Origin of the sequence: Flavobacterium cheonanense, assembly GCF_039539185.1 — a bacterium.
Classification (GTDB): Bacteria; Bacteroidota; Bacteroidia; order Flavobacteriales; family Flavobacteriaceae; genus Flavobacterium; species Flavobacterium cheonanense.
Genome location: NZ_BAABCT010000004.1, coordinates 221,643 through 245,951, shown reverse-complemented (window position 1 = coordinate 245,951; position 24,309 = coordinate 221,643). Strand labels below are relative to the sequence as shown.

General features: G+C 32.2%; 19 protein-coding genes and 1 tRNA gene. 8 read left to right on the top strand and 12 right to left on the bottom strand.

Annotated elements, in window-relative coordinates:
* The first annotated feature begins 91 nt into the window (after positions 1 to 91).
* Positions 92 to 976, top strand: coding sequence for a hypothetical protein (locus ABD766_RS09525; protein WP_298308051.1), 885 nt, complete (start codon positions 92 to 94; stop codon positions 974 to 976).
* A 130-nt stretch (positions 977 to 1,106) separates the two neighbouring features.
* On the top strand, positions 1,107 to 2,099 hold the full coding sequence (locus ABD766_RS09520; protein ID WP_344816459.1) for a coiled-coil domain-containing protein: 993 nt from the start codon (positions 1,107 to 1,109) through the stop codon (positions 2,097 to 2,099).
* Between the two features lie 40 nt (positions 2,100 to 2,139).
* Here the strand turns inward: ABD766_RS09520 and ABD766_RS09515 are convergent, their stop codons facing one another.
* A complete protein-coding gene (locus tag ABD766_RS09515; protein WP_344816458.1) occupies positions 2,140 to 2,592 on the bottom strand; it encodes an OmpA family protein in 453 nt (150 codons plus the stop codon).
* Positions 2,593 to 2,785: 193 nt separating this feature from the next.
* Here ABD766_RS09515 and ABD766_RS09510 point away from each other — a divergent pair, with 193 nt between their 5' ends.
* Complete coding sequence (locus ABD766_RS09510; protein WP_344816497.1) at positions 2,786 to 3,535, top strand: NAD(P)H-hydrate dehydratase; 750 nt, start codon at positions 2,786 to 2,788, stop codon at positions 3,533 to 3,535.
* Between the two features lie 2 nt (positions 3,536 to 3,537).
* Here the strand turns inward: ABD766_RS09510 and ABD766_RS09505 are convergent, their stop codons facing one another.
* The 5 genes from ABD766_RS09505 to thrA all read right to left on the bottom strand — a co-directional run bounded on the left by ABD766_RS09505 (position 3,538) and on the right by thrA (position 10,182).
* Positions 3,538 to 4,398, bottom strand: coding sequence for a L,D-transpeptidase (locus ABD766_RS09505; protein WP_344816457.1), 861 nt, complete (start codon positions 4,396 to 4,398; stop codon positions 3,538 to 3,540).
* Positions 4,399 to 4,487: 89 nt separating this feature from the next.
* Positions 4,488 to 5,342 (bottom strand): aldose 1-epimerase family protein, encoded by an 855-nt coding sequence (locus tag ABD766_RS09500; RefSeq protein ID WP_344816456.1) that lies wholly within the window; start codon positions 5,340 to 5,342, stop codon positions 4,488 to 4,490.
* Between the two features lie 2 nt (positions 5,343 to 5,344).
* On the bottom strand, positions 5,345 to 6,637 hold the full coding sequence (thrC, locus tag ABD766_RS09495; protein WP_344816455.1) for a threonine synthase: 1,293 nt from the start codon (positions 6,635 to 6,637) through the stop codon (positions 5,345 to 5,347).
* A gap of 78 nt (positions 6,638 to 6,715) precedes the next feature.
* Positions 6,716 to 7,642 (bottom strand): homoserine kinase, encoded by a 927-nt coding sequence (locus ABD766_RS09490; protein ID WP_344816454.1) that lies wholly within the window; start codon positions 7,640 to 7,642, stop codon positions 6,716 to 6,718.
* A 92-nt stretch (positions 7,643 to 7,734) separates the two neighbouring features.
* Positions 7,735 to 10,182: a bifunctional aspartate kinase/homoserine dehydrogenase I gene (thrA, locus tag ABD766_RS09485; protein WP_344816453.1), complete on the bottom strand. Its 2,448-nt coding sequence runs from the start codon at positions 10,180 to 10,182 to the stop codon at positions 7,735 to 7,737.
* A gap of 492 nt (positions 10,183 to 10,674) precedes the next feature.
* Between thrA and hutH the strand changes: the two genes are divergently transcribed.
* Both hutH and ABD766_RS09475 read left to right on the top strand, forming a co-directional pair.
* A complete protein-coding gene (gene hutH, locus ABD766_RS09480; protein WP_344816452.1) occupies positions 10,675 to 12,177 on the top strand; it encodes a histidine ammonia-lyase in 1,503 nt (500 codons plus the stop codon).
* Between the two features lies 1 nt (position 12,178).
* Positions 12,179 to 12,664, top strand: a complete 486-nt coding sequence (locus tag ABD766_RS09475) for a hypothetical protein (RefSeq protein ID WP_344816451.1) — start codon at positions 12,179 to 12,181, stop codon at positions 12,662 to 12,664.
* Between the two features lie 3 nt (positions 12,665 to 12,667).
* Here ABD766_RS09475 and ABD766_RS09470 read toward each other — a convergent pair whose 3' ends face one another.
* From ABD766_RS09470 to ABD766_RS09455, 4 genes are all read right to left on the bottom strand, one after another.
* On the bottom strand, positions 12,668 to 13,027 hold the full coding sequence (locus tag ABD766_RS09470) for a DUF1304 domain-containing protein (RefSeq protein WP_344816450.1): 360 nt from the start codon (positions 13,025 to 13,027) through the stop codon (positions 12,668 to 12,670).
* A 12-nt stretch (positions 13,028 to 13,039) separates the two neighbouring features.
* Positions 13,040 to 13,621: a TMEM175 family protein gene (locus ABD766_RS09465; protein ID WP_344816449.1), complete on the bottom strand. Its 582-nt coding sequence runs from the start codon at positions 13,619 to 13,621 to the stop codon at positions 13,040 to 13,042.
* Positions 13,622 to 13,629: 8 nt separating this feature from the next.
* Entirely contained in the window at positions 13,630 to 15,000 is a 1,371-nt protein-coding gene (gene rimK, locus ABD766_RS09460; protein WP_344816447.1) for a 30S ribosomal protein S6--L-glutamate ligase, read from the bottom strand.
* Between the two features lie 97 nt (positions 15,001 to 15,097).
* On the bottom strand, positions 15,098 to 17,641 hold the full coding sequence (locus ABD766_RS09455) for an ATP-dependent Clp protease ATP-binding subunit (protein ID WP_344816446.1): 2,544 nt from the start codon (positions 17,639 to 17,641) through the stop codon (positions 15,098 to 15,100).
* A 262-nt stretch (positions 17,642 to 17,903) separates the two neighbouring features.
* On the opposite strand from ABD766_RS09455, the gene gyrA reads away from it, so the two are divergent.
* Entirely contained in the window at positions 17,904 to 20,507 is a 2,604-nt protein-coding gene (gene gyrA, locus ABD766_RS09450; RefSeq protein WP_344816444.1) for a DNA gyrase subunit A, read from the top strand.
* A 105-nt stretch (positions 20,508 to 20,612) separates the two neighbouring features.
* Complete coding sequence (locus ABD766_RS09445) at positions 20,613 to 21,914, top strand: tetratricopeptide repeat protein (RefSeq protein WP_344816442.1); 1,302 nt, start codon at positions 20,613 to 20,615, stop codon at positions 21,912 to 21,914.
* 51 nt (positions 21,915 to 21,965) lie between these two features.
* On the opposite strand, the gene ABD766_RS09440 is transcribed toward ABD766_RS09445, so the two are convergent.
* Together ABD766_RS09440 and ABD766_RS09435 are read right to left on the bottom strand one after the other, a co-directional pair.
* Complete coding sequence (locus tag ABD766_RS09440) at positions 21,966 to 22,727, bottom strand: C40 family peptidase (protein ID WP_344816441.1); 762 nt, start codon at positions 22,725 to 22,727, stop codon at positions 21,966 to 21,968.
* A 28-nt stretch (positions 22,728 to 22,755) separates the two neighbouring features.
* A complete protein-coding gene (locus ABD766_RS09435; RefSeq protein WP_344816440.1) occupies positions 22,756 to 23,934 on the bottom strand; it encodes an acetyl-CoA C-acyltransferase in 1,179 nt (392 codons plus the stop codon).
* A gap of 275 nt (positions 23,935 to 24,209) precedes the next feature.
* On the opposite strand from ABD766_RS09435, the gene ABD766_RS09430 reads away from it, so the two are divergent.
* Positions 24,210 to 24,296 (top strand) — tRNA-Ser (locus ABD766_RS09430).
* The last annotated feature ends 13 nt before the right edge of the window (positions 24,297 to 24,309 follow it).

Genomic DNA, 24,309 nt, shown 5'->3' with positions numbered 1-24,309 from the left:
AAATCTTTCTCCAAAAATAATATATTTATGTTAACATACGTTTATGCTTAAAGTAATATTGCTAAATTTGTTCAAATTAATTCTTCAAAAAATGGAAAATCAAAAAGGTAACACGTCGTTAAAAGCCATCATATTAGTGCTTTCACTATTGTTGTTGGGAAGTTTGTTTTATATATTCAAATTGACAACAGAAACCAAAACTCTTGAAACAGAGGTTTCGTCTGTAAAAACAGAAAAAGATAATGTTCTTAAAGATTTGGAAGAACTAAAAGCTACTTATGATGCCGCAATTGCAGAAAACACATCAATGTCTGATGAGTTAATTGCTGAAAGAGAAAAAGTTGTAGGATTGATGGCGCAATTAGAGAAATCTAAAGGTGATGTAAATGCTATGGCAAAATACAAACAACAAGTAGCAGCATTGCAAACTAAAATGAACAGTTTGATGCAAGAAGTTGCTGTTTTGAAAAAAGAAAATCAAACACTTACTACAAATTTAGATAGTACAAAAGTAGTTTTGGCAGATTCTAAAAATTACAATCAAGTACTTGTAGGTCAAAATGAAGAACTTTCTAAAACTGTAGAAAAAGCTTCTAAATTATCTGTATTAAATTTGAAAACTGGTTCTTATAAATTGAAAGGTTCTGGAAAACAAGTAGAAACAGATAAAGCGAGTAGAGTAGATATCTTGAAAGTGAGTTTTACTATTGCTGAAAATAGCGTAGCAAAATCTGGAGATAAAACTTACTATGTTCAAGTAATTGATAGCAAAAACAATGTTCTTGGAGATAAAATCACTACAAGTTTTGGAGACAAATCCTTGACTTATAGTTTTACCTCTACTGTGAAATATGAAAATAAAACGGTTGATGTGGTTAAAGATTTGCCAGGAAAAGATTTTCAAAAAGGAACGTATTTTGTAAATGTATTTGACAAAGCAGAATTGGTTTCAAAATCTAGTTTTACATTGCGATAAAACAATTATTAATTCAAAATAGGAAAAGGTGTTTACTTTCGGTAAACGCCTTTTTTGTTTATAACTTGTTAGTTTATCAACGACTGAAACACCACTTTTTGATGTTATTTTGTAGTATAATTGAAATATAATGAGCAATAAAAGAAGTATTACTATTTTAATCGGAATTATTGGTGTGTTGTTGCTGATGTTGGCAGGAACCATTGGTTATATTCTTGGCAATACCAACGAAAATGGTTCGACTTCAACTGGAATTACAGATGACAAAAAGGTAATGCAAGAAATTGAAGAATTAAAACAAATGTATGATTCTAAAATTGCTGAAAAAACCAATAATTATAATGCTCTAGAAGCTGAGCGTGAAAAAGTTCAAGCATTAGTTGCTGAGTTAGAAAAAACTAAAAATGATGCTCAAGCTTTAGTAAAATACAAAACGCAATACCAATCTTTAGAATCTAAAATGAGACTTTTGGTAGATGAGATAGTAGTTTTGAAAAACAAGAAGACAAATATTACGATCAAGCAAGAAAAAGCTCAAGTTGCCAAAAAAGTAAACCAACCAAAAATAGAAAATACAGTTACACCTGTGGCAATTCCTGCAAAGAAAGAAGTTGTTGCTGTGACTAAAACAGAACCTACAAAACCGAAATCGGATGATTTTTTTGCTAAAAAAGAATTACCTAAGCAAGAAGTTGTAGAAGTTAAAAAAACTTCACCACAAGTTCGATTTGAGAAATTTTCTAAAGTTACTTTGTCTAATGTAAAAGCTGCTGCATACTCAATCAAATCTGGTGCGAAACAAATAGAAACAAACGTTTCAGGAAAAGCCGATTTGATTAAAATTACTTTTACGCTCAATGATAATCCAACGGCTAAAAGTGGCGAAAAAAATTACTACATCCAGATTATTGACGGAAAAAACAATGTTTTAGGCAAACGCATCACTGAATATTTTGACAACGAATCATTGACATATAGCTTGAGTAAAACCCTAAATTATAACAACCAACAAATGGATTGCACCATAGAGTTTACCAAAAAAGATTTCGTAAAAGGTGTATATTTTGTCAATATTTTTGATAGAGATGAGTTAGTTGGCCGCTCAAATTTTACTTTGAAATAGAGAATATGTTTTTTTGATAAATCATCATGATTATTTATTACTAAAGAACTTTTTCAATTCTAATGACAACTCTTCTATTGGCGTAACGAATGTCTTTTAGCTTTTTAGAAATAGTGATTTTTCTTGTTTCAGGTTTCGTTTCACCAAAATAACTTATTTGTATTTGGTCAGTTGTAATTCCTTTGCTAATAAGATAATCGGCTACAGCTTGAACTCTTTTTTTAGAAAGTTCAAGATTGTCTATTTCAGTTCCTACATCATCGCTGTGTCCTTCAAGGTAAACGATGAGTTTTGAAGTTTTTTCTATTTTAAACTTATTAATTACGTAGCTATCCAAAAAAGTAATGTTTTCAGTGCTTACTTCCCATTGATTGGTTGGAAAATACAAGGTATAGATTGGTGCTGCTAATTCCGTTTTAGAAGTCGTTTGTGCCAAAGCATTAGTCAAAGCAAACAAGTATAGTAATAGAATTGCTAAAAAGTTTTTGAGCATAGTAATTATAATGTTTTATCAAGGCTAATTTAATAAAATAAATGATGGTTTCCATTAGGAATAAGTCAATTTTTTGAGTAACTTTATGTAAAGAATAGATAGCATGATTAAAGTAAACAAAGTTTTTATTTTAGACATTTACAAACCAATAGCAAAAGACACTCACAAAGGAATTCAAGGTCACGCACTATAGATTGGTGGCAGTTATGGCAAAATGGGTTCGGTGTGTTTGTCGAGTAAAGCTGCTTTGAAATCGGGTTGTGGTTTGGTTACAGCGTTTGTGCCTAAATGTGGTTATGAAATTGTTCAAATTGCATTTTCAGAAGCGATGGTTTTGACAGATGAAAATGAAAAGGTTCTTTCAAATATCAACTATAATTTTGAACCAGACGCCATTGGAATTGGTATGGGAATAGGGCAAGATGTACTAACCGAAAAGGCATTTTACCATTTTTTACTTAACAACAAAACCAACTTGGTTGTGGATGCTGACGGATTGAATATTTTGTCAAAAAACAAAAAATGGTTTTCGCTTTTACCACCAAAAACCATTTTAACGCCACATAAAAAAGAACTCGAAAGATTAATTGGAACATGGCAATCTGAAGAAGAAAAGTTGGAAAAAATCATCCAGTTTTCCTTGGAACATGATTTGGTTGTTGTTGTAAAAGGTGCGCCAACTTTAGTAATTTTCCATTCAGAAATTTACCAAAACACTACAGGAAATCAAGCTCTAGCAACAGCAGGTAGCGGCGATGTTTTAACAGGAATTATTACTAGTTTACTTGCTCAAAACTACGATCCAAAAAACGCTGCAATTTTAGGTGTTTACCTTCACGGATTAACTGCTGATATTGCTGCACCCGAGATGAGTCATCAAGCGTTTGTTGCTAGTGATATTATTGGATATTTAGGAAAGGCGTTTCTGAGTTTAGAAAATTAAATTTATTTTGTAGCGGTTTCTGTAAAATCTGCTCTAATTTTCTGTTGTTCTAAAATTTCTTTTAGAAATGGAGTGGTTTGCTTTTCAATTTCATCTGCTGAAATAGATATTATTTTTGGATTTTGCACCAATTGTAGCCAAGGTTTTGGTTCATCATAAGCATAATTTCCAAATACAATAACTGGAGTTCCTTTAACTTTAAGCTCTTCTTTACCATCCAAAATCCATTGATCTGCCCATTCATAAAGGAACTTAGCATCTTTTTGTAACAATCGCAAACAAGAATGTGAAACAGGTAAGCCAGGTAAACTGTATTCATGGAAGCCAACACCCAGTTTATTTTCGATATTGAAATTCCATTTTAATTCCCATTCGTCGTCGAAAGTGCTTGTTGTTTGTTCAGCTTTCCAATTGGTATAAAACAATCCTAAAGGTGTTTTGTCTTTTTTTCTACCCATATTGGTTGGTCCAGAATAGGTTAGGACTCCGTTTTCATACGCACCAAATGTTTGTGTTGGATAAGAAAAAATTAAAACTTTAGCAACGTCTTTCAAATAATCAACTTTTAATGGAAATGGCAAATAATAAACCACATCACCATCAAAATCACTTGGAATCAGAAGGTAATCAAGTTTTGATAAATTTGCTTTATCAGTTCGATTTATAGCAGCTACAATTTCGATTTTTGAGCTGTCAGTTGCATTTTGTTTCAACCACATTTTAGTGTTTTCCATTGTATAAGAAACTACTTTGGGTTGTTTTCTAACAATCTCTTTTGTTTGATGTACCGAAGTTCTGTTTTGTTTGCAAGAAATTAAAGTTACAATTGAAATTATTGTTAAAAGAAGAATATTAGATTTCATAAGTTCAGGTTTTTGCAAAATTCTTCATTTAATTTGAATAAACTTTTACACAATTACCTAAATAAGTTGTTTAAATACCATTTAAAAAATTATAAAATTTCAATAGAAAACGAAACTTCAAAACTTGAATTTTCTTCCAAAATTTGTATGTTTTTTTTATCGAATAAATTTCCATTACTAGAAGCTTCATCAGCAAAACCAATCCAAGGTTCGATGCAAATAAATGATGCGTTTTTGACAGTCCAAATTCCTAAACTGCTAAAATCTTCATAATTCACCTTCAAAAACGGATTTCCATTTTTCAAAATTTTAACTGATTTTGATTCCAATGTTTTAAAAACTAAAGCATCTTTTTCAAAAAGAGAATAATTTAATGGTAAATTGGCTTTCTCAAGTGCAATAGTACGAGTAGCACCAGAGAATAAATTGTTTTCCAATTCATGAGTTATTAATTCTTCTTGTTTTTCAAATTCTAAACTATAGTTAGTAAAGTTTTTTGGTAGAGCAAATCCTGGATGTGCTCCAATATTAAAAGGCATTTCTGCCTTAGAGTTGTTTTTAATATGATCAATAATGACTAATTTATTTTCAGTTAATACATATTTTATTTGGAGCTCAAATTGAAATGGATATTTCTGTAATGTTTCATCATTTTCTTTTAAAGAAAAAGTTGCACTTACATCGGTTTTTTCTATAATTTCAAATTCAAAATCTCTCGCAAAACCATGTCTTGATAAATTATACTTTTTATCATTATAATAATAAGAATCGTTTTTTAATCCTCCTACAATAGGGAATAAAATAGGTGAATGTTTACCCCAAAATTCTGGATTGCCTTCCCAAATATATTCTTTGTTAACTAATTGATTTTTAAAAGAATTTAATTCAGCACCTTTAGTATTTATTGAAATTGAAAAAATCTCATTTTCTAATTGAATATTCATAACTATTTATGGTTTAAAAAATCTTTTAAATCATCAAACGATTTAATTTTAATACTAACTTTTTCTTTTCCTAAAACACTTTCAATCTGTTTTGGAATTTCTAATTTGACATTCAAAACAGGTTTAACAACATCCAAAAACTTGATAGGATGTGCTGTTTCAAGGAAGAAACCAATTGAGTTTGGTTGTTTTTCTAATTCCTTTTTTAAACCTAAATAACCAACAGCACCATGAGGTTCGGCAATGTATCTTGAATTGGCATAAATGTTTTTCATAGCAAGTTTGGTTTCTTCATCAGTGTAAGAATAAGAAGAAAAATCCTTTTCAAATTCAGATAAATCATTGTTATACATTTCTTGAATTCGAAAGAAGTTACTTGGATTTCCAACATCCATTGCGTTTGAAATTGTTGAAATAGAAGACTTTGCGTCATAAATTCCATTTTCTAAAAATCTTGGAATCGTATCATTGGCATTTGTTGAAGCTACAAAATGGGTTAGAGGCAAACCTAATTTTTTAGCCATAATTCCAGCGCAAATATTTCCGAAATTTCCACTTGGACAAGACACGATTAAAGGTTTGTTGAACTTCTTTAATTCTTTATAAGCAAAGAAGAAATAAAACATTTGTGGTAGCCAACGAGCAATGTTTATAGAATTTGCTGACGTAAGGTTTTTATGATTCAAATCAGCATCTAAAAACGCTTTTTTGACCATATCTTGGCAATCGTCAAAAACACCGTCAACTTCTAAAGCCGTGATGTTTTGTCCCAAAGTAGTCAATTGTCGTTCTTGAATATCACTAACTTTTCCTGACGGATAAAGAATCACCACTTCAACGCCTTTTACACCAAGAAATCCGCTTGCAACGGCACCACCAGTATCGCCAGAAGTTGCTACTAAAACGGTATTTTTCTGATCATTATCACGATTAAAATACGCCAAACATCTTGACATAAATCGAGCACCAACATCTTTAAAAGCCATTGTCGGACCATGAAATAATTCTAACGAATAGACATTTTCTTCTACTTGAATCAGAGGAAAATCAAACGACAAGGTTTCCGAAATGATTTGTTTTAATTCGGTTTCTGGAATTTCGTCGCCTACAAATTGTTTTATGGCATTTAACGCAACTTCTTCATTGGATAAGCTTTCAATATTCTCAAAAAAAGATTGTGGCAATTGACTAATTGTTTCAGGAAAATACAATCCTTTGTCAGGTGCAAGTCCTTGAATAACGGCTTCTTGAAAAGAAACTTTGATTGCTTTATTGTTTAAACTGTAATACTTCATATTATTGGAACGCGGATGAAACGGATGCTTCGCAAACACAGATTTCCACAGTTTTTTTTAATTCGTAATTCGTAATTTTTAATTAGTAATTATATCAACACCATTTTGATTAATTCTTGAAATGTGCATATCAAATGCAATTCCTGTATTTTGATAGCTTTCACTCATGGCATAGGCTACTTTTTCGGCTTTATCTTGACCTTTGCAAAGTGCGAAAATCGATGGTCCAGCACCAGAAATTCCTGAACCTAAAGCACCATTTAGTATTGCTGAATTTTTCACTTCATCAAAATTAGGAATTAAATGTTTGCGCAAAGGTTCGATGATTACATCTTTTAGCGAACGACCAATTAAATCATAATCAGAAGTGTATAAACCAGCAATTAATCCACCTAGATTTCCTGTCTGTGTAATAGCATCTTTTAGTGGAATCATGGGTTGTAATACGGCACGAGCATCAGCCGTTTTTATCTCAATATGCGGATGCAAAACTACAGCGTAAAGTTCATTCGGACTTTCTATTCGAATCACATCCAACGGATTGTAACCTCTGACTAAAGTAAAACCACCAAGTAGGCAAGGAGCAACGTTGTCTGCATGTTCACAACCACTTGCAATGGCTTCACCTTTCATAGCTAAATCTACTAATTTGTGTTTTGAAAATGGTTTGCCAAGCAATTCATTAATTCCAAAAACGGCTCCAGCAGCACTTGCAGAAGAACTTCCAATACCACTTCCAGCTTTGATTTTTTTATGGATTTCTATTTCGAAACCAAAATCAATTTCCATATTTTTTATAATAGCTAAAGCAGCAACACCGGCCACATTTTTTTCGGTTTCTGTCGGTAAATCGGCACCTGTTATTTTGGTAATTCTAATGCCTTTTTCAGCTGATTTTCTAATAATCATTTCGTCACCAATTCCTTCTAGACAAAGACCTAAAACGTCAAATCCGCAATTAAGATTGGCGATTGTTGCCGGACAGAATATTTTTATTTCGTTCATATTTTTATTTTTCCACACGAATTTCACGAATTTACACGAATTTCTTCATGTCTATTTATTTCACGAATTAAATTTGTGAAATTCGTGTTTTTTTAAACATTTCCAATTCGAATTACATCGGCAAAAATTCCAGATGCGGTAACGGCTGCTCCAGCACCAGCACCTTTTATTATTAATGGTTGGTCGATGTATCTATCAGTGTAAAGTTCGACGATATTGTCTTTTCCTTCCAAATTGTAAAACGGACTTTCTTTCGGAATAAATTGTAAACCAACGCTTGCTTTTCCGTTATCAAACGAAGCTACGAATTTTAATCGAGAATCTTTTGATTTTGCTTCGGCTAAAAGGTTTTCAAAATGACTTGAATGTTTGGTTAGCGATTTGAAGAAATCTTCATTATTAGTAGTTTCCATACATTCTTGTGGTAAAAAGCAATTGTTTTCGATATGTTCCATTTCCATTTCGTAACCGCTTTCGCGAATTAGAATTAGAATTTTTCTTGCCACATCAACACCACTTAAATCAATTTTTGGATCAGGTTCTGTAAAACCTTGTACTCCAGCTTCTTTTACAACGTCATGAAAGTTATAGGAATCACTAAAATTGTTAAAAATAAAATTTAAACTTCCTGATAAGACTGCATTGATTCTATTGACTTTATCACCTGAAGCAATCAAATGTTTAAGTGTATCAATAATTGGTAAACCTGCCCCAACATTGGTTTCAAATAGGAAAGGAGCGTTGTATTTTCTAGATAAAGATTTTAAGTATTTGTAATTATCAAATTTAGAAGAACATGCAATTTTGTTACAAGTAACGACCGCAATATTTTGTTTTAAAAATTGGTCGTAAATCGAAGCAATGTCGTAATTGGCAGTAATATCTACAAAAATACTGTTGCGTAAATTCAAACTTTTTGCCTTTGCAATAAATTCGGAAACGTTTGCATTTTCTCCGTTTTGTAATAATGATTTCCAATCTTTTAAGTTCATTCCATCTTCGTCGAAAATCATTTTACGAGAATTTGAAAGTGCAATTACTCGAACATTTATCTTTAGATTTTCTTTTAAGAATTTTTTCTGTTGGTTGATTTGGTCGATGAATTTTTCACCTACATTTCCAACGCCCATGACGAATAAATTCAGCTGTTTGGTATTGTCTTCAAAGAAGCGTTCGTGAAGCGTATTCAGAGCTTTTTTGACATCTTTTTCGTTGATTACTACCGATATATTTCTTTCGGAAGCACCTTGAGCAATTGCACGAATATTTACGTTATTTTTTCCTAGAGTGCTAAACATTTTACCACTCAATCCTTGGTGATTCTTCATGTTTTCACCAACTAAAGCTACAATACACAAGTCTTTTTCAACAATACAAGGATCAATTTTGTTTTGACTAATTTCTAATTGGAATTCTGTTTCAATTGCTTTTTTTGCCAAATCGGCATCTTGATTTTGAATTCCGATACAAATTGAATGTTCTGAAGATGCTTGTGTGATAAAAATTACGTTGATGTTATTTTGCGAAAGCACCGAAAACAAGCGTTTAGAAGAACCTGCAACACCAATCATTCCTGAACCTTCCAAAGTTAATAATGCAATTTTATCAATATGCGAAATTCCTTTTATTGGGTTGTTGGAAGCTTGATTTTCATTTGAAATATAAGTTCCAAAAGCTTGAGGTTCAAAAGTATTTTTAATCCAAATTGGAATCTGCGAATTCAAAACCGGTTGAATTGTTGGTGGATACAACACTTTAGCACCAAAATGCGATAATTCCATAGCTTCTTGGTAGGAAATCGATTCAATAGGTTGCGCTTGTTTTACAATTTTTGGATTGGCTGTAAACATTCCATTCACATCGGTCCAAATTTCTAAAGCGTTTGATTTAGTTCCATTGGCAATTATAGCAGCTGTGTAATCAGAACCACCACGACCTAGAGTAGTTGTGTTTTCAAGTTCATCAGAAGCAATAAAACCTGGTAAAAGAACGACTTGCGATTTATTGGAACCAAAATAATCGGCAATTAATTTATTTGTTAATTCAAAATCAACAGAAGCTTTTCCGAAGTTAGAATTGGTTTTGATCAATTCACGACTGTCTTTGAAAGTACTATTCGGAATTGTTTGCTGCAAAGCTGTAGCAATAATTTGTGATGATAAAAGTTCACCAAAACTTGCAATAGCATCAGCAGTTCTTGGAGATAATTCGCCCAAAAGAAAACAGCCATCAAGCAAGGTTTGCAGTTGATTAATTTGACTATTTATCTTGATTAGCAATTGATTTTGATTTGAATTATCAACCAAATCAGCAATAGCATCAAAATGTTTCTGCTTGATTTCGTCTATTGTATTTTTATACGATTCGTCTTTTAAAGCAGCTTTTTTGGAAGCATTGATAAGCATGTCAGTCACGCCACTCAATGCAGAAACAACTACAGCAAGTTTATTTTCCTTGGCTTTTTGATTGACAATTTCGATTACGAGTTTTATGTTTTGGGCATTTGCTACAGAAGTACCGCCGAATTTTAGTGTTATCATAGTTTTAAATTCCAATATTTTAAATTGCTACGCCAGTTCGCTGACGCTCGTGTCCAAATTCTAATTATTTAGTGTTAGAATTTGTTATTTGGGATTTTATATTTGTTTTTTGTGATTTATCCACGATTTTCCTTCTTTCAAACGAAAGTACATGAAACATTATTATATGTGAAAATTATACCCCAAATGGGGTTGTAGTTGTTGTAGATGTTGTGCCAACAAAAGTCGCAACCGAAGTAGTGGTTGTGAAAAGTGAAGTGATATTATTTTTCTTGTTCATCATACATTTCAAAAGTAGTATTTTTTGTTAATCAAAAAAATGTTGTTTGTATTTTTATGAATATCACAATTTTACATCGTTATCGCATTTGAAATAAATTATTTGAATCGTTATAAAAGCTAAAAATTATTGATTTGATAATAAAATAGAAGTTAAAATAGTTGTATTTTAACAATTGTTTGTTGAATTTTGAACTCAAATTACATTCAAAAATGGAGCATTCGCATTACATCAGTTCGGAAGTGTTGCAATTAGAGACTTTGCAAGAGATTATATCACAACATAAACCAATTGCCTTATCGGAAGAAGCTAAAATCAATATTCAAAAATGCCGTGAGTATTTGGATAAGAAAATGGCTTCGCACGACAAACCAATTTACGGAATCAATACTGGTTTTGGCTCGTTATGTAATGTGATTATATCTGATGAAAACTTATCGCAACTTCAAGAAAACTTAGTGAAGTCACATGCTTGTGGAACTGGAGATGAAGTGCCACAAGAGATAGTGAAAATCATGTTGTTGCTTAAAATTCAGAGTTTGAGTTATGGAAATTCGGGAGTTCAATTGCAAACTGTAGAACGTTTGGTTGATTTCTATAACAATGATATTTTGCCTGTAATTTATACTCAAGGTTCGCTTGGTGCAAGTGGCGATTTGGCTCCTTTGGCTCATTTGTCATTGCCATTGTTAGGTGAAGGCGAAGTGAATTATGAAGGATTTCGTCAACCAGCAAAAAAGGTTTTGGATAAAATGGGTTGGAAACCAATCGTTTTGCAATCTAAAGAAGGTTTGGCTTTGCTAAATGGAACACAATTTATGAGTTCGTACGGAAGTTATATTTTGCTAAAAGCGATGAAGTTTTCGTATTTGGCTGATGTGATTTCGGCAATTTCATTGGAAGGATTTGATGGAAGAATCGAGCCTTTTAATGAATTGATACATTATGTTCGTCCGCATAAAGGACAAATTGTGACTGCTAAACGTATGACAGAATTGTTGGAAGACAGTCAAATTATTGCTCAAGAAAAACAACACGTTCAAGATCCTTATTCATTCCGTTGTATTCCTCAAGTACATGGTGCTTCAAAAGATACGATTGATTATGTAAAGAAAGTTTTTAAGACAGAAATCAATTCGGTTACTGATAATCCAAATATTTTTGTGGGTGAAGATGTGATTATTTCAGGTGGAAATTTTCATGGTCAACCTTTAGCTTTAGCTTTAGATTTTCTTGCGATTGCTTTATCAGAACTTGGAAGTATTTCGGAAAGAAGAACGTATCAATTGATTTCAGGTTTGCGTGGTTTGCCGGCATTTTTAGTGGATAATCCTGGTTTGAATTCTGGTTTTATGATTCCACAATATACAGCTGCTAGTATCGCTAGTCAGAACAAACAATTGGCAACACCTGCGAGTATTGACAGTATTGTATCTAGTAACGGACAAGAAGATCACGTTTCGATGGGAGCAAATGCTGCAACTAAATGCTTGAAAATCATGGAGAATTTAGAGCGCATTTTGGCAATTGAATTGATGAATGCTTCGCAAGCTATTGAATTTAGAAGACCTTTACAATCAAGTGCTTTTATAGAAATGTTCTTAAAATCGTATCGTGAAGAAGTTCCATTTGTAAAAGAAGATAGAATTCTACATTATGATATTGAAAAATCGGTAGCGTTTTTGAATACTTTTTTGATTGATTTGGAGGAGTAATTTGAAAAATTTTACAACAATACAAGACGAAAATAAACTTTATATCAAGTTTCCATTTGATAAAACCTTGACTATAGTAAAAGTTGGTTTCATAGTTCTATTTTTCATTTCAATTTTGTTTTTTGTAAAATGGAACTCCATCGACTTCTTTGAATTTTTTATTACTTATTTCATCAGTTTATTAATTTTTATTTATATCAGTCTTAATTCATATTTGGAATGGAGAAAATATGGAAGAAAGTTGTTTGAAAAAAAGGATACTAAATTATATATTGATACTAAATTAATCATTGATTTGCATCAAATAAAAAATATCATAATTAACTATGAGTCAAGTAATTTAAGTATGGGTTGGTTTGTTCAATTTGACTTTTATTTATTCAATAAAGATATTTACATTAAAAGACAATTATCTGAAAAAATTGCTCAAGAATTAGCAGAGAAGGTTGCAGGTTTTTTTGATGTTGAAATTAAGAAATTAGGTTGATTGTTATAAAATCAAACTCAAAATACCCAAAGCAGCAGGAACAGCTTGAACAAACAAAATTCGTTTAGATGCTGTCATTGCTCCATAAATTCCTGCAACTAAAACGCAAATTAGAAAAAATAACGCTACAGTTTTACTCCAAATTGAATCCGAAATAAAGAGTGACCAAATCAATCCTGCAGCTAGAAATCCGTTGTATAAACCTTGATTGGCTGCCATGACTTTGGTTTTTTCAAATTGATCTTCGGGTATGGTTTTGAATACTTTTTTGGCACGTGTTGTCCATGCAAACATTTCCAACCAAAGAATATATAAGTGAATAAAAGCAATAAATCCGACTATGATTTGTGATATAATGTTCATGTTTTCATGTTTTTAATTTTCTTCATCTAGAATCTTTTCAATTCGTTTATCTGGAATCAACCAAATTATGGCAACGATAATGTATAAAATCCCCGAGATTACAGTGTAATATTTGGTTAAAATTACTGCGATTATGTAGAGAACTAAGGAAATTTTTCCTTTAAAATCTTTACCCAAAGCTTTGGATAAAACGGAGTCTTTTCCATGGTTTGCAATTATAGTATATTGTAAAATAAAATAGGCGATAGCGTTCATTAACAATACAATTCCATAAAGCATCATTGGGAAAGAGGCAAAGTGATGCTCACCAATCCAAGCAGTAGTAAAGGGAATTAAGGATAACCAAAACAGTAAATGTAAATTTGCCCAAAGAATTTTACCATTAACATGTTTGACGGTATGAAGCATATGATGGTGGTTGTTCCAATAAATTCCAACATAAATAAAACTCAAAATGTAACTCAAAAATTTATGAGATAATTTTAACACGGATTCAAATGTAGTATCATTTGGGACTTTAAATTCCAAAACCATGATAGTTATTATAATAGCTAAAACACCGTCACTGAAGGCTTCAAGTCTGTTTTTGGTCATAATTTTTTTTACTTCTTCTTAATATTGCTTTCAATCGCTTTAATCATTTCACCAGCAATATCTTTATTAGTTGCACCTTCAATTCCTTCTAACCCTGGAGATGAATTTACTTCCAATAAAAGCGGTCCTTTTGAAGAACGGATAATGTCAACACCAGCAACTCTTAAGTCCATTGCTTTGGCTGCTTTTATTGCAATTCTTTTTTCATCGGCTGTTGGTTTCACAATTGATGCTGTTCCGCCCATGTGAATGTTGGCACGAAACTCGCCTGGCGCAGCTTCACGTTGAATTGAAGCAACTACTTTTCCATCAACAACAAATAATCGCAAATCTTTTCCGTTAGCTTCTTTGATAAATTCTTGTACTAAGATATTGGCATTCAAACTTTTGAAGGCATTAATTACCGATTCAGCAGCTTTTTTGGTTTCGGCTAAAACGACTCCTTTTCCTTGAGTTCCTTCTAATAATTTTACAATTAAAGGTGAACCACCAACCATTTTTATCAAATCGTCGGTATCTAATGGTGAGTTGGCAAATCCGGTTGTTGGAATATCAACTCCATTTCTAAGTAATAATTGCAATGAAAATAACTTATCTCGTGATTGTGTTATTGCTGCAGCTGAATTCAAACAATAAACCTTCATGGCTTCAAATTGTCGAGTCAAAGCACAACCATAAAAAGTAATACTTGGTCGGATTCTAGGAATTACAGCATCGAAATTATCTAAAACTTTTCCGCCACGATAATGAATTTCTGGAGTATCGGCATCGAGTTTCATATAACATTCTTTGATGTTTAGAAAATGCATTTCATGACCTCGCATTTCGCCGGCTTCCATTATTCGTCTGTTGCTGTACAACTCCGGATTACTAGCTAATAAACCAATACGTAAACCTGTTTTATTTGGAATTGCATTGACATATAAATCTTTTAAGTTTTCTATAGTGGTTTGTCCTAAAAGATATTTTTGTTCGGGATCAACTAGAATTCTTCCGCTCATGGCTTCACGTCCAAGTAACATTCTAAATCCCATTGAATCTCGATTAGTAAGTGTCATTTCGATTTTCCAAGAATCATTTCCGAGTTTGATTTCGGTTTGAATGACATAACGTTGTTCACGAAAACCACTCGAACTTTTTACAATTCGTTTGTCAATTAACAATGCCTCGCAATGAATAACGGTTTTGAGATTGTTTTGAATAGGGTTGATGTCAAATTTCACCCAATTGATTCCTTCTTTTACAAAAGGCGCAATGTTTATGGCGTGTAATGCAGATGTTTTTGCACCTGAATCTACACGTGCTTTAATTGCTGGAATTCCAAGTTCGGGAAAGGAACACCATTCTTCTGAACCTAGTATGATTTTGTTTTGTTGCATTTTATTTAAAAAATTAAGCCACGAATTACAGGAATTTTCACTAATTATTTAGAGTAATTCAAGTATTTCGTGGCTGAAATATTGAGGTTTAAATTTTTTAACTTTTTGGCTCTTCTTTCTTTTGAACTCTTACATTCAATTCGTCAGCGCCATCTTCGATATCCATAAAAATTTCGTCACCAGAATTGATTTTAGAAGTGATAATTTCTTCAGCAAGCGTATCTTCAACATACTTTTGAATAGCTCTTTTTAATGGTCTTGCTCCAAATTGTTTATCAAATCCTTTTTCTGCAATGTAGGCTTTGGCTTTATCAGATAAATTTAATGTATATCCTAAATCAGCTACACGAGCATAAAGTTTTTTCAATTCGATTTCGATGATTTTATCGATATCGTGTTTCTCTAATGAATTGAATACAATTACATCGTCGATTCTGTTTAGGAATTCAGGTGCAAAAGTTTTCTTCAAAGCATTTTCGATAATTCCTTTAGAATGATCATCGGCTTGAGCTACTTTGGCAGCAGTACCGAAACCAACACCTTGACCAAAATCTTTCAGTTGACGTGCTCCAACATTAGAAGTCATAATAATGATAGTATTTTTGAAGTCAATTTTACGACCTAAACTATCAGTTAAATAACCATCATCAAGAACTTGTAACATCATATTGAAAACATCTGGATGTGCTTTTTCAATTTCATCTAAAAGGACGACACAATACGGTTTTCTTCTAACTTTTTCTGTTAATTGTCCGCCTTCTTCGTAACCAACATATCCTGGAGGTGCACCAATTAAACGAGAAATAGCAAATTTTTCCATGTATTCACTCATATCAATACGAATTAACGCATCTTCTGAATCGAATAATTCTTTTGCTAAAACTTTTGCTAATTGTGTTTTTCCAACTCCTGTCGAACCTAAGAAAATAAACGAACCAATAGGACGATTTGGATCTTTCAATCCAGCACGATTTCTTTGAATAGAACGAGCAATTTTTAGTACCGCTTCGTTTTGTCCAATTACCTTACCTTGAAGTAGTTCAGGTAAATTAGCTAATTTATTACTTTCAGTTTGAGCAATTCTATTTACAGGAATTCCTGTCATCATAGAAACTACATCAGCAACGTTATCTTCTGTAACTTGAATACGGTTGTTTTTAGAATCTTCTTCCCATTGTTCTTGAGCAATAGCAAGCTCTTTTTCTAATTTCTTTTCATCATCACGAAGTTTAGCTGCTTCTTCATATTTCTGTCTTTTTACTACCGAATTTTTAAGCTCACGAACTTCTTCTAACTGACGTTCTAAGTCCAAAATTTGTTTTGGAACATCAATATTTGTAATATGAACTCTTGAACCCGCTTCGTCTAAAGCGTCTATCGCTTTGTCTGGTAAAAAACGTTCTGACATATATCTATCAGTAAGTTTTACACAAGCTTCGATAGCTTCATCAGTATAAGTTACATTGTGATGGTCTTCATATTTGTTTTTGATGTTGTTTAAAATAGTAATAGTTTCTACAACCGAAGTTGGTTCTACAATTACTTTTTGGAAACGTCTTTCTAATGCACCATCTTTTTCAATATATTGTCTGTATTCATCTAACGTTGTAGCTCCAATACATTGAATTTCGCCTCTAGCTAAAGCAGGTTTGAACATATTAGAAGCATCAAGCGAACCAGTTGCTCCACCTGCGCCAACAATAGTGTGAATTTCGTCAATGAATAGAATGATATCGTCGTTTTTCTCCAACTCATTCATTACAGCTTTCATTCGCTCTTCAAATTGTCCTCTGTATTTTGTTCCAGCAACTAAACTTGCTAAATCAAGCGTTACAACTCTTTTATTAAAAAGGATTCTTGAAACTTTCTTTTGGATAATTCTCAAGGCCAAACCTTCAGCAATAGCTGATTTACCAACTCCAGGTTCACCTATTAATAAAGGATTGTTTTTCTTTCTACGGCTCAGAATTTGAGAAACTCTTTCAATTTCTTTTTCACGACCTACAACTGGATCCAGTTTTCCTTCTTCTGCCATTTCTGTTAAATCACGACCAAAGTTATCCAAAACAGGAGTTTTAGATTTCTTGTTAGATTTGTTGGCAGGCGTGTTAAAACTATCACCTTTCATACTGTCATCTTGACCTGAATCTTCATTGAACGATTCGTTTCTTGGTAAATTTTCTAAAAAATCTTCGTCTTTTGGTGTCATATCTAAATATTGTTCTTTAGCTATTTCATAATCGATTTTCATCTTATTTAATAGCTTTGTTGTGGGATCATTTTCGTTTCTCAATATACACAACAATAAATGTGCCGTGCTAATTGAGGTGCTTTGAAAAACTTTTGCTTCAAGAAAAGTAGTCTTTAAAGCGCGTTCTGCTTGTCTTGTTAAGTGTAAGTTTTTCTTTTCGATGCTAGTTTCTGCATTAGGATTTGGTGGACTTAAAACTTCAACTTTACGTCGTAAATGGTCTAAATCAACAGAAAGATTGTTCAAAATATTGATTGCCTTTCCGTTTCCATCTCTCAAAATCCCAAGCATAAGGTGTTCAGTACCAATAAAATCATGGCCTAAACGTAATGCTTCTTCCTTACTGTAGGTAATAACATCTTTAACTCTTGGAGAAAAATTATCATCCATATCTATAATTGTATTATTGAGGTAAATTTAGTGAATTACTTGAATTATTACAAATATCATTCCGTGTAAAACACTTGTCAGTAAATTGACAAAAAAATATTTAAATATAAAGCTAACAATTTGGTAATTTATTAACCATTTTATCAGTCAAATTTGTTAATAAATCATTGAAATTAGTGTTTGAAAATGCTTTTAAAAATATCAAAAAGATGTATATTGCACGTTTGAATTCTAAATTAATTTATTTTAAAAATTTATAAATATGTCTGACGGAGAAAAGTTAATTCCTATTAACATTGAAGACGAAATGAAGTCAGCTTACATCGATTATTCGATGTCAGTTATTGTATCAAGAGCATTACCAGATGTACGTGACGGTTTGAAACCAGTACACAGAAGAGTACTTTATGGAATGTATGATTTAGGAGTTTTTTCTAATAGAGCTCACAAGAAATCCGCAAGAATTGTTGGAGAAGTTTTAGGTAAGTACCATCCACACGGTGATACTTCGGTATATGATGCAATGGTACGTATGGCTCAAGAATGGAGTTTACGTTATTTATTAATTGATGGTCAAGGTAACTTTGGTTCGGTTGATGGAGATAGTCCAGCTGCAATGCGTTATACTGAAGCAAGAATGAAAAAAATGTCGGAAGACATTATGGCAGATATCGATAAAGAAACTGTTGATTTCAAATTGAACTTTGACGATACTTTATATGAGCCAACAGTAATGCCGACACGTGTTCCAAATTTATTAATAAATGGTGCATCAGGAATTGCTGTAGGTATGGCTACCAATATGGCGCCTCATAACTTAACAGAAGTTATTGACGGAACATTAGCTTATATCGACAATGAAGAAATAGAAATTGACGAATTAATGAACCATATCAAAGCTCCAGATTTTCCAACTGGTGGTGTGATTTATGGTTATGAAGGCGTTCGTGAAGCATTCAAAACAGGAAGAGGTAGAATTGTAATGCGAGCTAAAGTTGGCTTTGAAGAAGTTGACGGAAGAGAATCGATTATTGTTACTGAAATTCCATACCAAGTTAACAAAGCTGAAATGATTAAGAAAACAGCTGACTTGGTTAATGAGAAAAAAATTGAAGGTATTGCCAATATTCGTGACGAATCGGATAGAAATGGTATGCGTATCGTTTATATTTTAAAACGTGACGCTGTTGCCAATGTAGTTTTGAATACCTTATATAAATATACACAATTACAATCGTCTTTCAGTGTAAATAATATTGCATTAGTAAAAGGAAGACCTCAAATGTTGAATCTTAAAGAATTGATTCACTATTTTGTAGAGCACCGTCATGATGTTGTAGTTAGAAGAACGCAATTTGAATTAAGAAAAGCTGAAGAAAGAGCACACATTTTAGAAGGTTTGATCATTGCTTCAGACAATATTGATGAAGTAATTGCATTAATTCGTGCTTCTAAAGATGGTGAAGAGGCAAGAACTAAATTAATTGAAAGATTTAGTTTATCAGATATTCAAGCTCGTGCTATTGTTGAAATGCGTTTGAGACAATTAACAGGTCTTGAGCAAGATAAACTTCGTGCAGAGTATGAAGAAATCATGAAATTAATCAACCATTTGAAAGAATTATTAGCTAGCAAAGAAATGCGTATGGCTTTAATTAAAGAGGAGTTGGTTGAAATTAGAGATAAATATGGCGATGCTCGTCGTTCTACAATTGAATATGCTGGTGGAGACGTTAGTATTGAAGATTTAATAGCCGATGAAAATGTGGTAATTACAATATCACATGCTGGTTACATCAAACGTACTTCTTTGACGGAATACAAAACTCAAAATAGAGGAGGAGTTGGACAAAAAAGCGCAGGAACAAGAGATCAAGATTTCTTAGAACATTTATTTGTAGCAACGAATCACAACTACTTATTGATTTTTACTCAAAAAGGAAAATGTTATTGGATGCGTGTTTACGAAATTCCAGAAGGAAATAAACAAAGTAAAGGTCGTGCGCTTCAAAATCTTATCAACATCGAAAGTGATGATAAAGTAAAAGCATTTATTTGTACTCAAGATTTGAAAAATCCTGATTACATTAAAGAACATTACATCATTATGGCTACTAAAAAAGGTCAGGTGAAGAAAACATCCTTAGAGAAATATTCTAAACCAAGAGTTAATGGTGTTGCAGCTATAACTATTAAAGAAGACGATGAATTGTTAGGAGCAGAGTTGACTAACGGAAGAAGTCAAGTTTTAATTGCTGTTAAATCTGGTAAGTTAGTTCGTTTTGAAGAAGCTAAAACTCGTCCAATGGGAAGAACCGCTTCTGGTGTAAGAGGAATAACTTTAAGAGACGATCAAGATGAAGTAATCGGAATGGTTTCTGTTGATGAAAACAACATTAATGAAACTCAGTTATTAGTAGTTACAGAGAATGGTTACGGAAAAAGAACCAAACTAGAAGACGAAGGAGAAGCAGTTTACAGAATTACCAATCGTGGTGGAAAAGGTGTGAAAACATTAAATATCACAGAAAAAACTGGTGCTTTAGTTTCTATCAATACAGTTACCGATGCTGATGATTTAATGATTATCAACAAATCTGGTTTAACCATCAGAATGGATGTTTCTACATTAAGAGTTATGGGTAGAGCTACGCAAGGAGTTCGATTGATTAACTTAAAAGGAAGCGATTCAATTGCAGCTGTAACTAAAGTTATGAAAGATGAAGAGGAAGAAGCTGTAGCAATTGATGGAGAAGAATTAGAAATCGATCCAAATGCCGTTATCGAAGATGATGCTGATGATGACGATGTTGTAGAAAATCAAGATGACGAAGCAGATGATGCTGAAGATGATTCTGAAGAATAAATTTAAATACAAATAAAATGCAAAAGCTATGTTTTCCTATAATTATTATTGGTGGCATAGCTTTTGTTAATTAAGACAAAAAAACAACAATTAAATAATACCATTATGAAAATTAAACAAATAATAATAGCTAGTACATTATTAGTTTCTGTTGCTTCTTTCTCCCAAAAAGATGAATTGAAAGCGTTAAAAAAAATATATGCTAAAGACATTCCAAGTGCCTCGGATATTGTTGAATACAAGTCTAATATCGCTAAATTAGAAGCACTTGCAACTGAAGAAAACGACAAAGTTTATTCAAATTTTTACAAATGTATGCTTCCAATTATGGAAATTACTTCTCTTGGTCCAACTGCAACTCCAGCTCAAATGATGAAATTTGTTAATGTTAAATCAATTTCAGAATTATCAACAGGTTTAAATGCAACTTTAGATTACGAGAAAAAAACAGGAAAGAAAATTTACACTGATGATATTATTGAAACAATTTCATCATTCAAACCTGAGATGTTGAATTATGCAATTGCATTAGGAAATCAAAAAAAATATAAAGAAACATCTGAAGTTTTATATGCAATATATCAGTTAGATAAAAAAGAACCAGATAATTTATATTTATCTGCTAATTATGCTGTTAATGGTTTGGATTATGAAAGTGCTTTGAAATATTATAAAGAATTGAAAGCAATAAATTATTCAGGTGAAAAGACTTTATATTTAGCTAAAAATAAAGTATCAGGTGTAGAAGAAAACTTTTCAAAAAAAGTAGATAGAGATAATCTTGTAAAATTAGGAACTCACATCCTTCCAAGAGAGGAAAAAGAGCCTTCAAAAAAAGCAGAAATTGTTAAAAATATTGCGCTAATTTTAATTGAATTAGGTAGAAAAGATGAAGCTAAAGTTGCTCTTTCAGATGCCAGAAAAGAAAACCCAGACGATGTAAATCTAATTACTCATGAAGCCGACATTTATTTAAAAATGAATGACACAGAAAATTATAAAAGATTAATAAACGAAGCTTTGTCAAAAAGCCCTAACGATAAAATTTTATTATTTAATCTTGGAGTAACAAGTGGTAACGCAAATCAATTGGAAGATGCTGAAAAATATTATAAAAGAGTTATAGAAATTGACCCAAAATATACTGATGCTTATCTTAATCTATCTGATATCATTTTAAAACCAGACGCTAGAATTGTTAAGGATATGAATAATTTAGGGATGAGTGAGAAAGACCAAAAACAATATGATGTTTTAAAAGTTGAGCGTAAAAAAATATTTAACAAAGCTATGCCATTTTTAGAGAAAGCATACGAGCTAGACCCAACTAATGAAACTGTTAAAAGCAATTTAAAGTCAGTTTATAGTTTTCTAGAATTAAATGATAAAGTAAAAGCAATGAATTAGTATTGTTTTTAAACTAAAAAAAAGCGTTCAAATTTTGAACGCTTTTTTTATTTATATGATTTTCTTAATAACTCTTAATCTATGAGTATGTCTGTTGAGTTCAGCATTATAAATTCCTAAATGATCTAATCGGTCAATTCGTACCTTGCCACTTGCATGAATTATGTAGTTATCTTCCAACATAATGCCAACGTGAATAATTTTGCCTTCTTCGTTGTCAAAAAACGCTAAGTCTCCAGGTTCACTTTCTTCAATAAAACTCAATACTTCACCTTGACTGGCTTGTTGCGATGCATCACGAAGTAATTTGTAACCATTCAACTTGTAAACCATTTGTGTAAAACCCGAGCAATCAATACCAAACGGAGTCTTTCCACCCCAAAGATAAGGTGCATTCAAGTACATATAAGCTGTGTTTATCAAACTTGCTTTAGACTTTATTCCGCTTACTTTTAGCCCTTCAAACTCATAGTTTTCTGTATTTATATCGCTATGATTTAAAAAGGATAACGAAGCACCAAGTGTAACAGGAATTAAAACATTGTTTTTTGTTGAAATATATTCAACCAAATCAGAATTCAAAATAATAGCCTCTTTGCAAAGCATTTCATAATTTTCTTTCGAAATTATCTGATATTGTTTACTGTCAATCCATCCTTCATAATCATCAAAATGTAATTTTACTTTAGACCATTGTTTATTGTGTTCAAGAATTTCAAAATGTTCTCCAAAAAGTATTTGAGAGACAATTTCACTTCTGTCGCTTGGTTCTATTCGTAAAGGAATTGTTGATAAATTACAAATGGCAAACATCCAATTTTGTTAGGTTTATAATTCTTAATTATGCTTTTTCTATTACAATAGCAGAAGCACCACCACCACCATTACAGATTGCTGCAGCTCCAATTTTTGCATTGTTTTGATGTAAAACATTTATTAGTGTGACTACTATTCTTGCACCAGAGCAACCTAGAGGATGACCTAATGAAACAGCACCTCCATTAACATTAACTTTGTCATTTGGTAAACCTAATATTTTTGCATTTGCCAAGCCAACTACAGAAAAAGCTTCGTTGAATTCAAAAAAATCAACATCTGAAATTGATAAGCCAGCTTTTGTTAACGCTTTTGGTAATGCTTTTGCAGGAGCAGTAGTAAACCATTTTGGCTCTTGAGCTGCATCTGCGTATGATTTTATGTAAGCTAATGGTTTTAATCCCATTGCTATTGCTTTTTCTTCACTCATCAATACAACTGCAGCTGCGCCATCGTTTATCGTTGAAGCATTTGCAGCAGTTACAGTACCTTCTTTAGTAAAAACAGCATTTAATGTAGGGATTTTATCTAATCTTACATTAGTATATTCTTCGTCTTTCGTAACCATTATAGGATCTCCTTTTCTTTGCGGAACTGCAACAGGAACAATTTCTGAATCAAATTTTCCTGCATCCCATGCTTTTGCTGAACGCTCATAAGATTGAATTGCAAACGCATCTTGCTCTTCACGAGTAATTTTATATTCTGAAGCACATAAATCAGCTGCAACACCCATAGCGTTATTATCGTATGCATCAACAAGTCCGTCTTTTTGCATGCCGTCTTGCATAGAAGTTGGCCCAAATTTCACACCATTTCTCATGTGAACATAATGTGGAATCATACTCATGTTTTCCATTCCACCTGCAACAACAATTTCTGCATCACCAGCCATAATAGCTTGTGCTCCAAACATAATTGATTTCATTCCAGAAGCACAAACTTTGTTAACAGTTGTACAAGCAACTTCATTAGACAACCCAGCATAAATTGCTGCTTGTCTTGCTGGAGCTTGACCAACACCAGCTTGTACTACATTACCCATAAAAACTTCGTCAACCAAGTTTGGGTCAAGATTGATTTTATTTAAAGCTCCTTTGATAGCAGCAGCACCCAAATGAGGTGCAGGTACAGTTGATAATGAACCCATAAAACTTCCAATAGGAGTTCTTACTGCAGAAACAATTACAATTTTTTTATTCATAATATTTATTATTTCCCCAAAGTTGGGATTAGTTTGTTAGTTTGTAATGCAAATTTACTATTTTTTAGGGAAAATTCATTTTACATTGAAAGATATTCGTTTATTAATTCAATATTAATAAAATATTAATTTCTATTTATTTGATTTTTAAGTATTTCATCAAAATGTGAGAATTATATCAAAAAAAAGAGTTTAAATTGTTGTAAATATTATAATGAAAGCTTACATTTGCAACCGCTTAAAGAGAAAAGTTCTTATATTATATATTGAATTTTGGAGAGTTGCCTGAGTGGCCGAAAGGACTTGTTTGCTAAACAAGCGTACGGGAAACTGTACCAAGGGTTCGAATCCCTTACTCTCCGCTTTTTATGTTCT

Coding starts and splice junctions, on each gene's coding strand:
- ABD766_RS09515 (WP_344816458.1), bottom strand. CDS start 2,592: ATGCTCAAAAACTTTTTAGCAATTCTATTACTATACTTGTTTGCTTTG.
- ABD766_RS09440 (WP_344816441.1), bottom strand. CDS start 22,727: ATGTTTGCCATTTGTAATTTATCAACAATTCCTTTACGAATAGAACCA.
- ABD766_RS09445 (WP_344816442.1), top strand. CDS start 20,613: ATGAAAATTAAACAAATAATAATAGCTAGTACATTATTAGTTTCTGTT.
- gyrA (WP_344816444.1), top strand. CDS start 17,904: ATGTCTGACGGAGAAAAGTTAATTCCTATTAACATTGAAGACGAAATG.
- ABD766_RS09520 (WP_344816459.1), top strand. CDS start 1,107: ATGAGCAATAAAAGAAGTATTACTATTTTAATCGGAATTATTGGTGTG.
- ABD766_RS09455 (WP_344816446.1), bottom strand. CDS start 17,641: ATGGATGATAATTTTTCTCCAAGAGTTAAAGATGTTATTACCTACAGT.
- thrC (WP_344816455.1), bottom strand. CDS start 6,637: ATGAAGTATTACAGTTTAAACAATAAAGCAATCAAAGTTTCTTTTCAA.
- ABD766_RS09505 (WP_344816457.1), bottom strand. CDS start 4,398: ATGAAATCTAATATTCTTCTTTTAACAATAATTTCAATTGTAACTTTA.
- thrA (WP_344816453.1), bottom strand. CDS start 10,182: ATGATAACACTAAAATTCGGCGGTACTTCTGTAGCAAATGCCCAAAAC.
- hutH (WP_344816452.1), top strand. CDS start 10,675: ATGGAGCATTCGCATTACATCAGTTCGGAAGTGTTGCAATTAGAGACT.
- ABD766_RS09525 (WP_298308051.1), top strand. CDS start 92: ATGGAAAATCAAAAAGGTAACACGTCGTTAAAAGCCATCATATTAGTG.
- ABD766_RS09490 (WP_344816454.1), bottom strand. CDS start 7,642: ATGAACGAAATAAAAATATTCTGTCCGGCAACAATCGCCAATCTTAAT.
- ABD766_RS09500 (WP_344816456.1), bottom strand. CDS start 5,342: ATGAATATTCAATTAGAAAATGAGATTTTTTCAATTTCAATAAATACT.
- ABD766_RS09435 (WP_344816440.1), bottom strand. CDS start 23,934: ATGAATAAAAAAATTGTAATTGTTTCTGCAGTAAGAACTCCTATTGGA.
- ABD766_RS09470 (WP_344816450.1), bottom strand. CDS start 13,027: ATGAACATTATATCACAAATCATAGTCGGATTTATTGCTTTTATTCAC.
- ABD766_RS09465 (WP_344816449.1), bottom strand. CDS start 13,621: ATGACCAAAAACAGACTTGAAGCCTTCAGTGACGGTGTTTTAGCTATT.
- rimK (WP_344816447.1), bottom strand. CDS start 15,000: ATGCAACAAAACAAAATCATACTAGGTTCAGAAGAATGGTGTTCCTTT.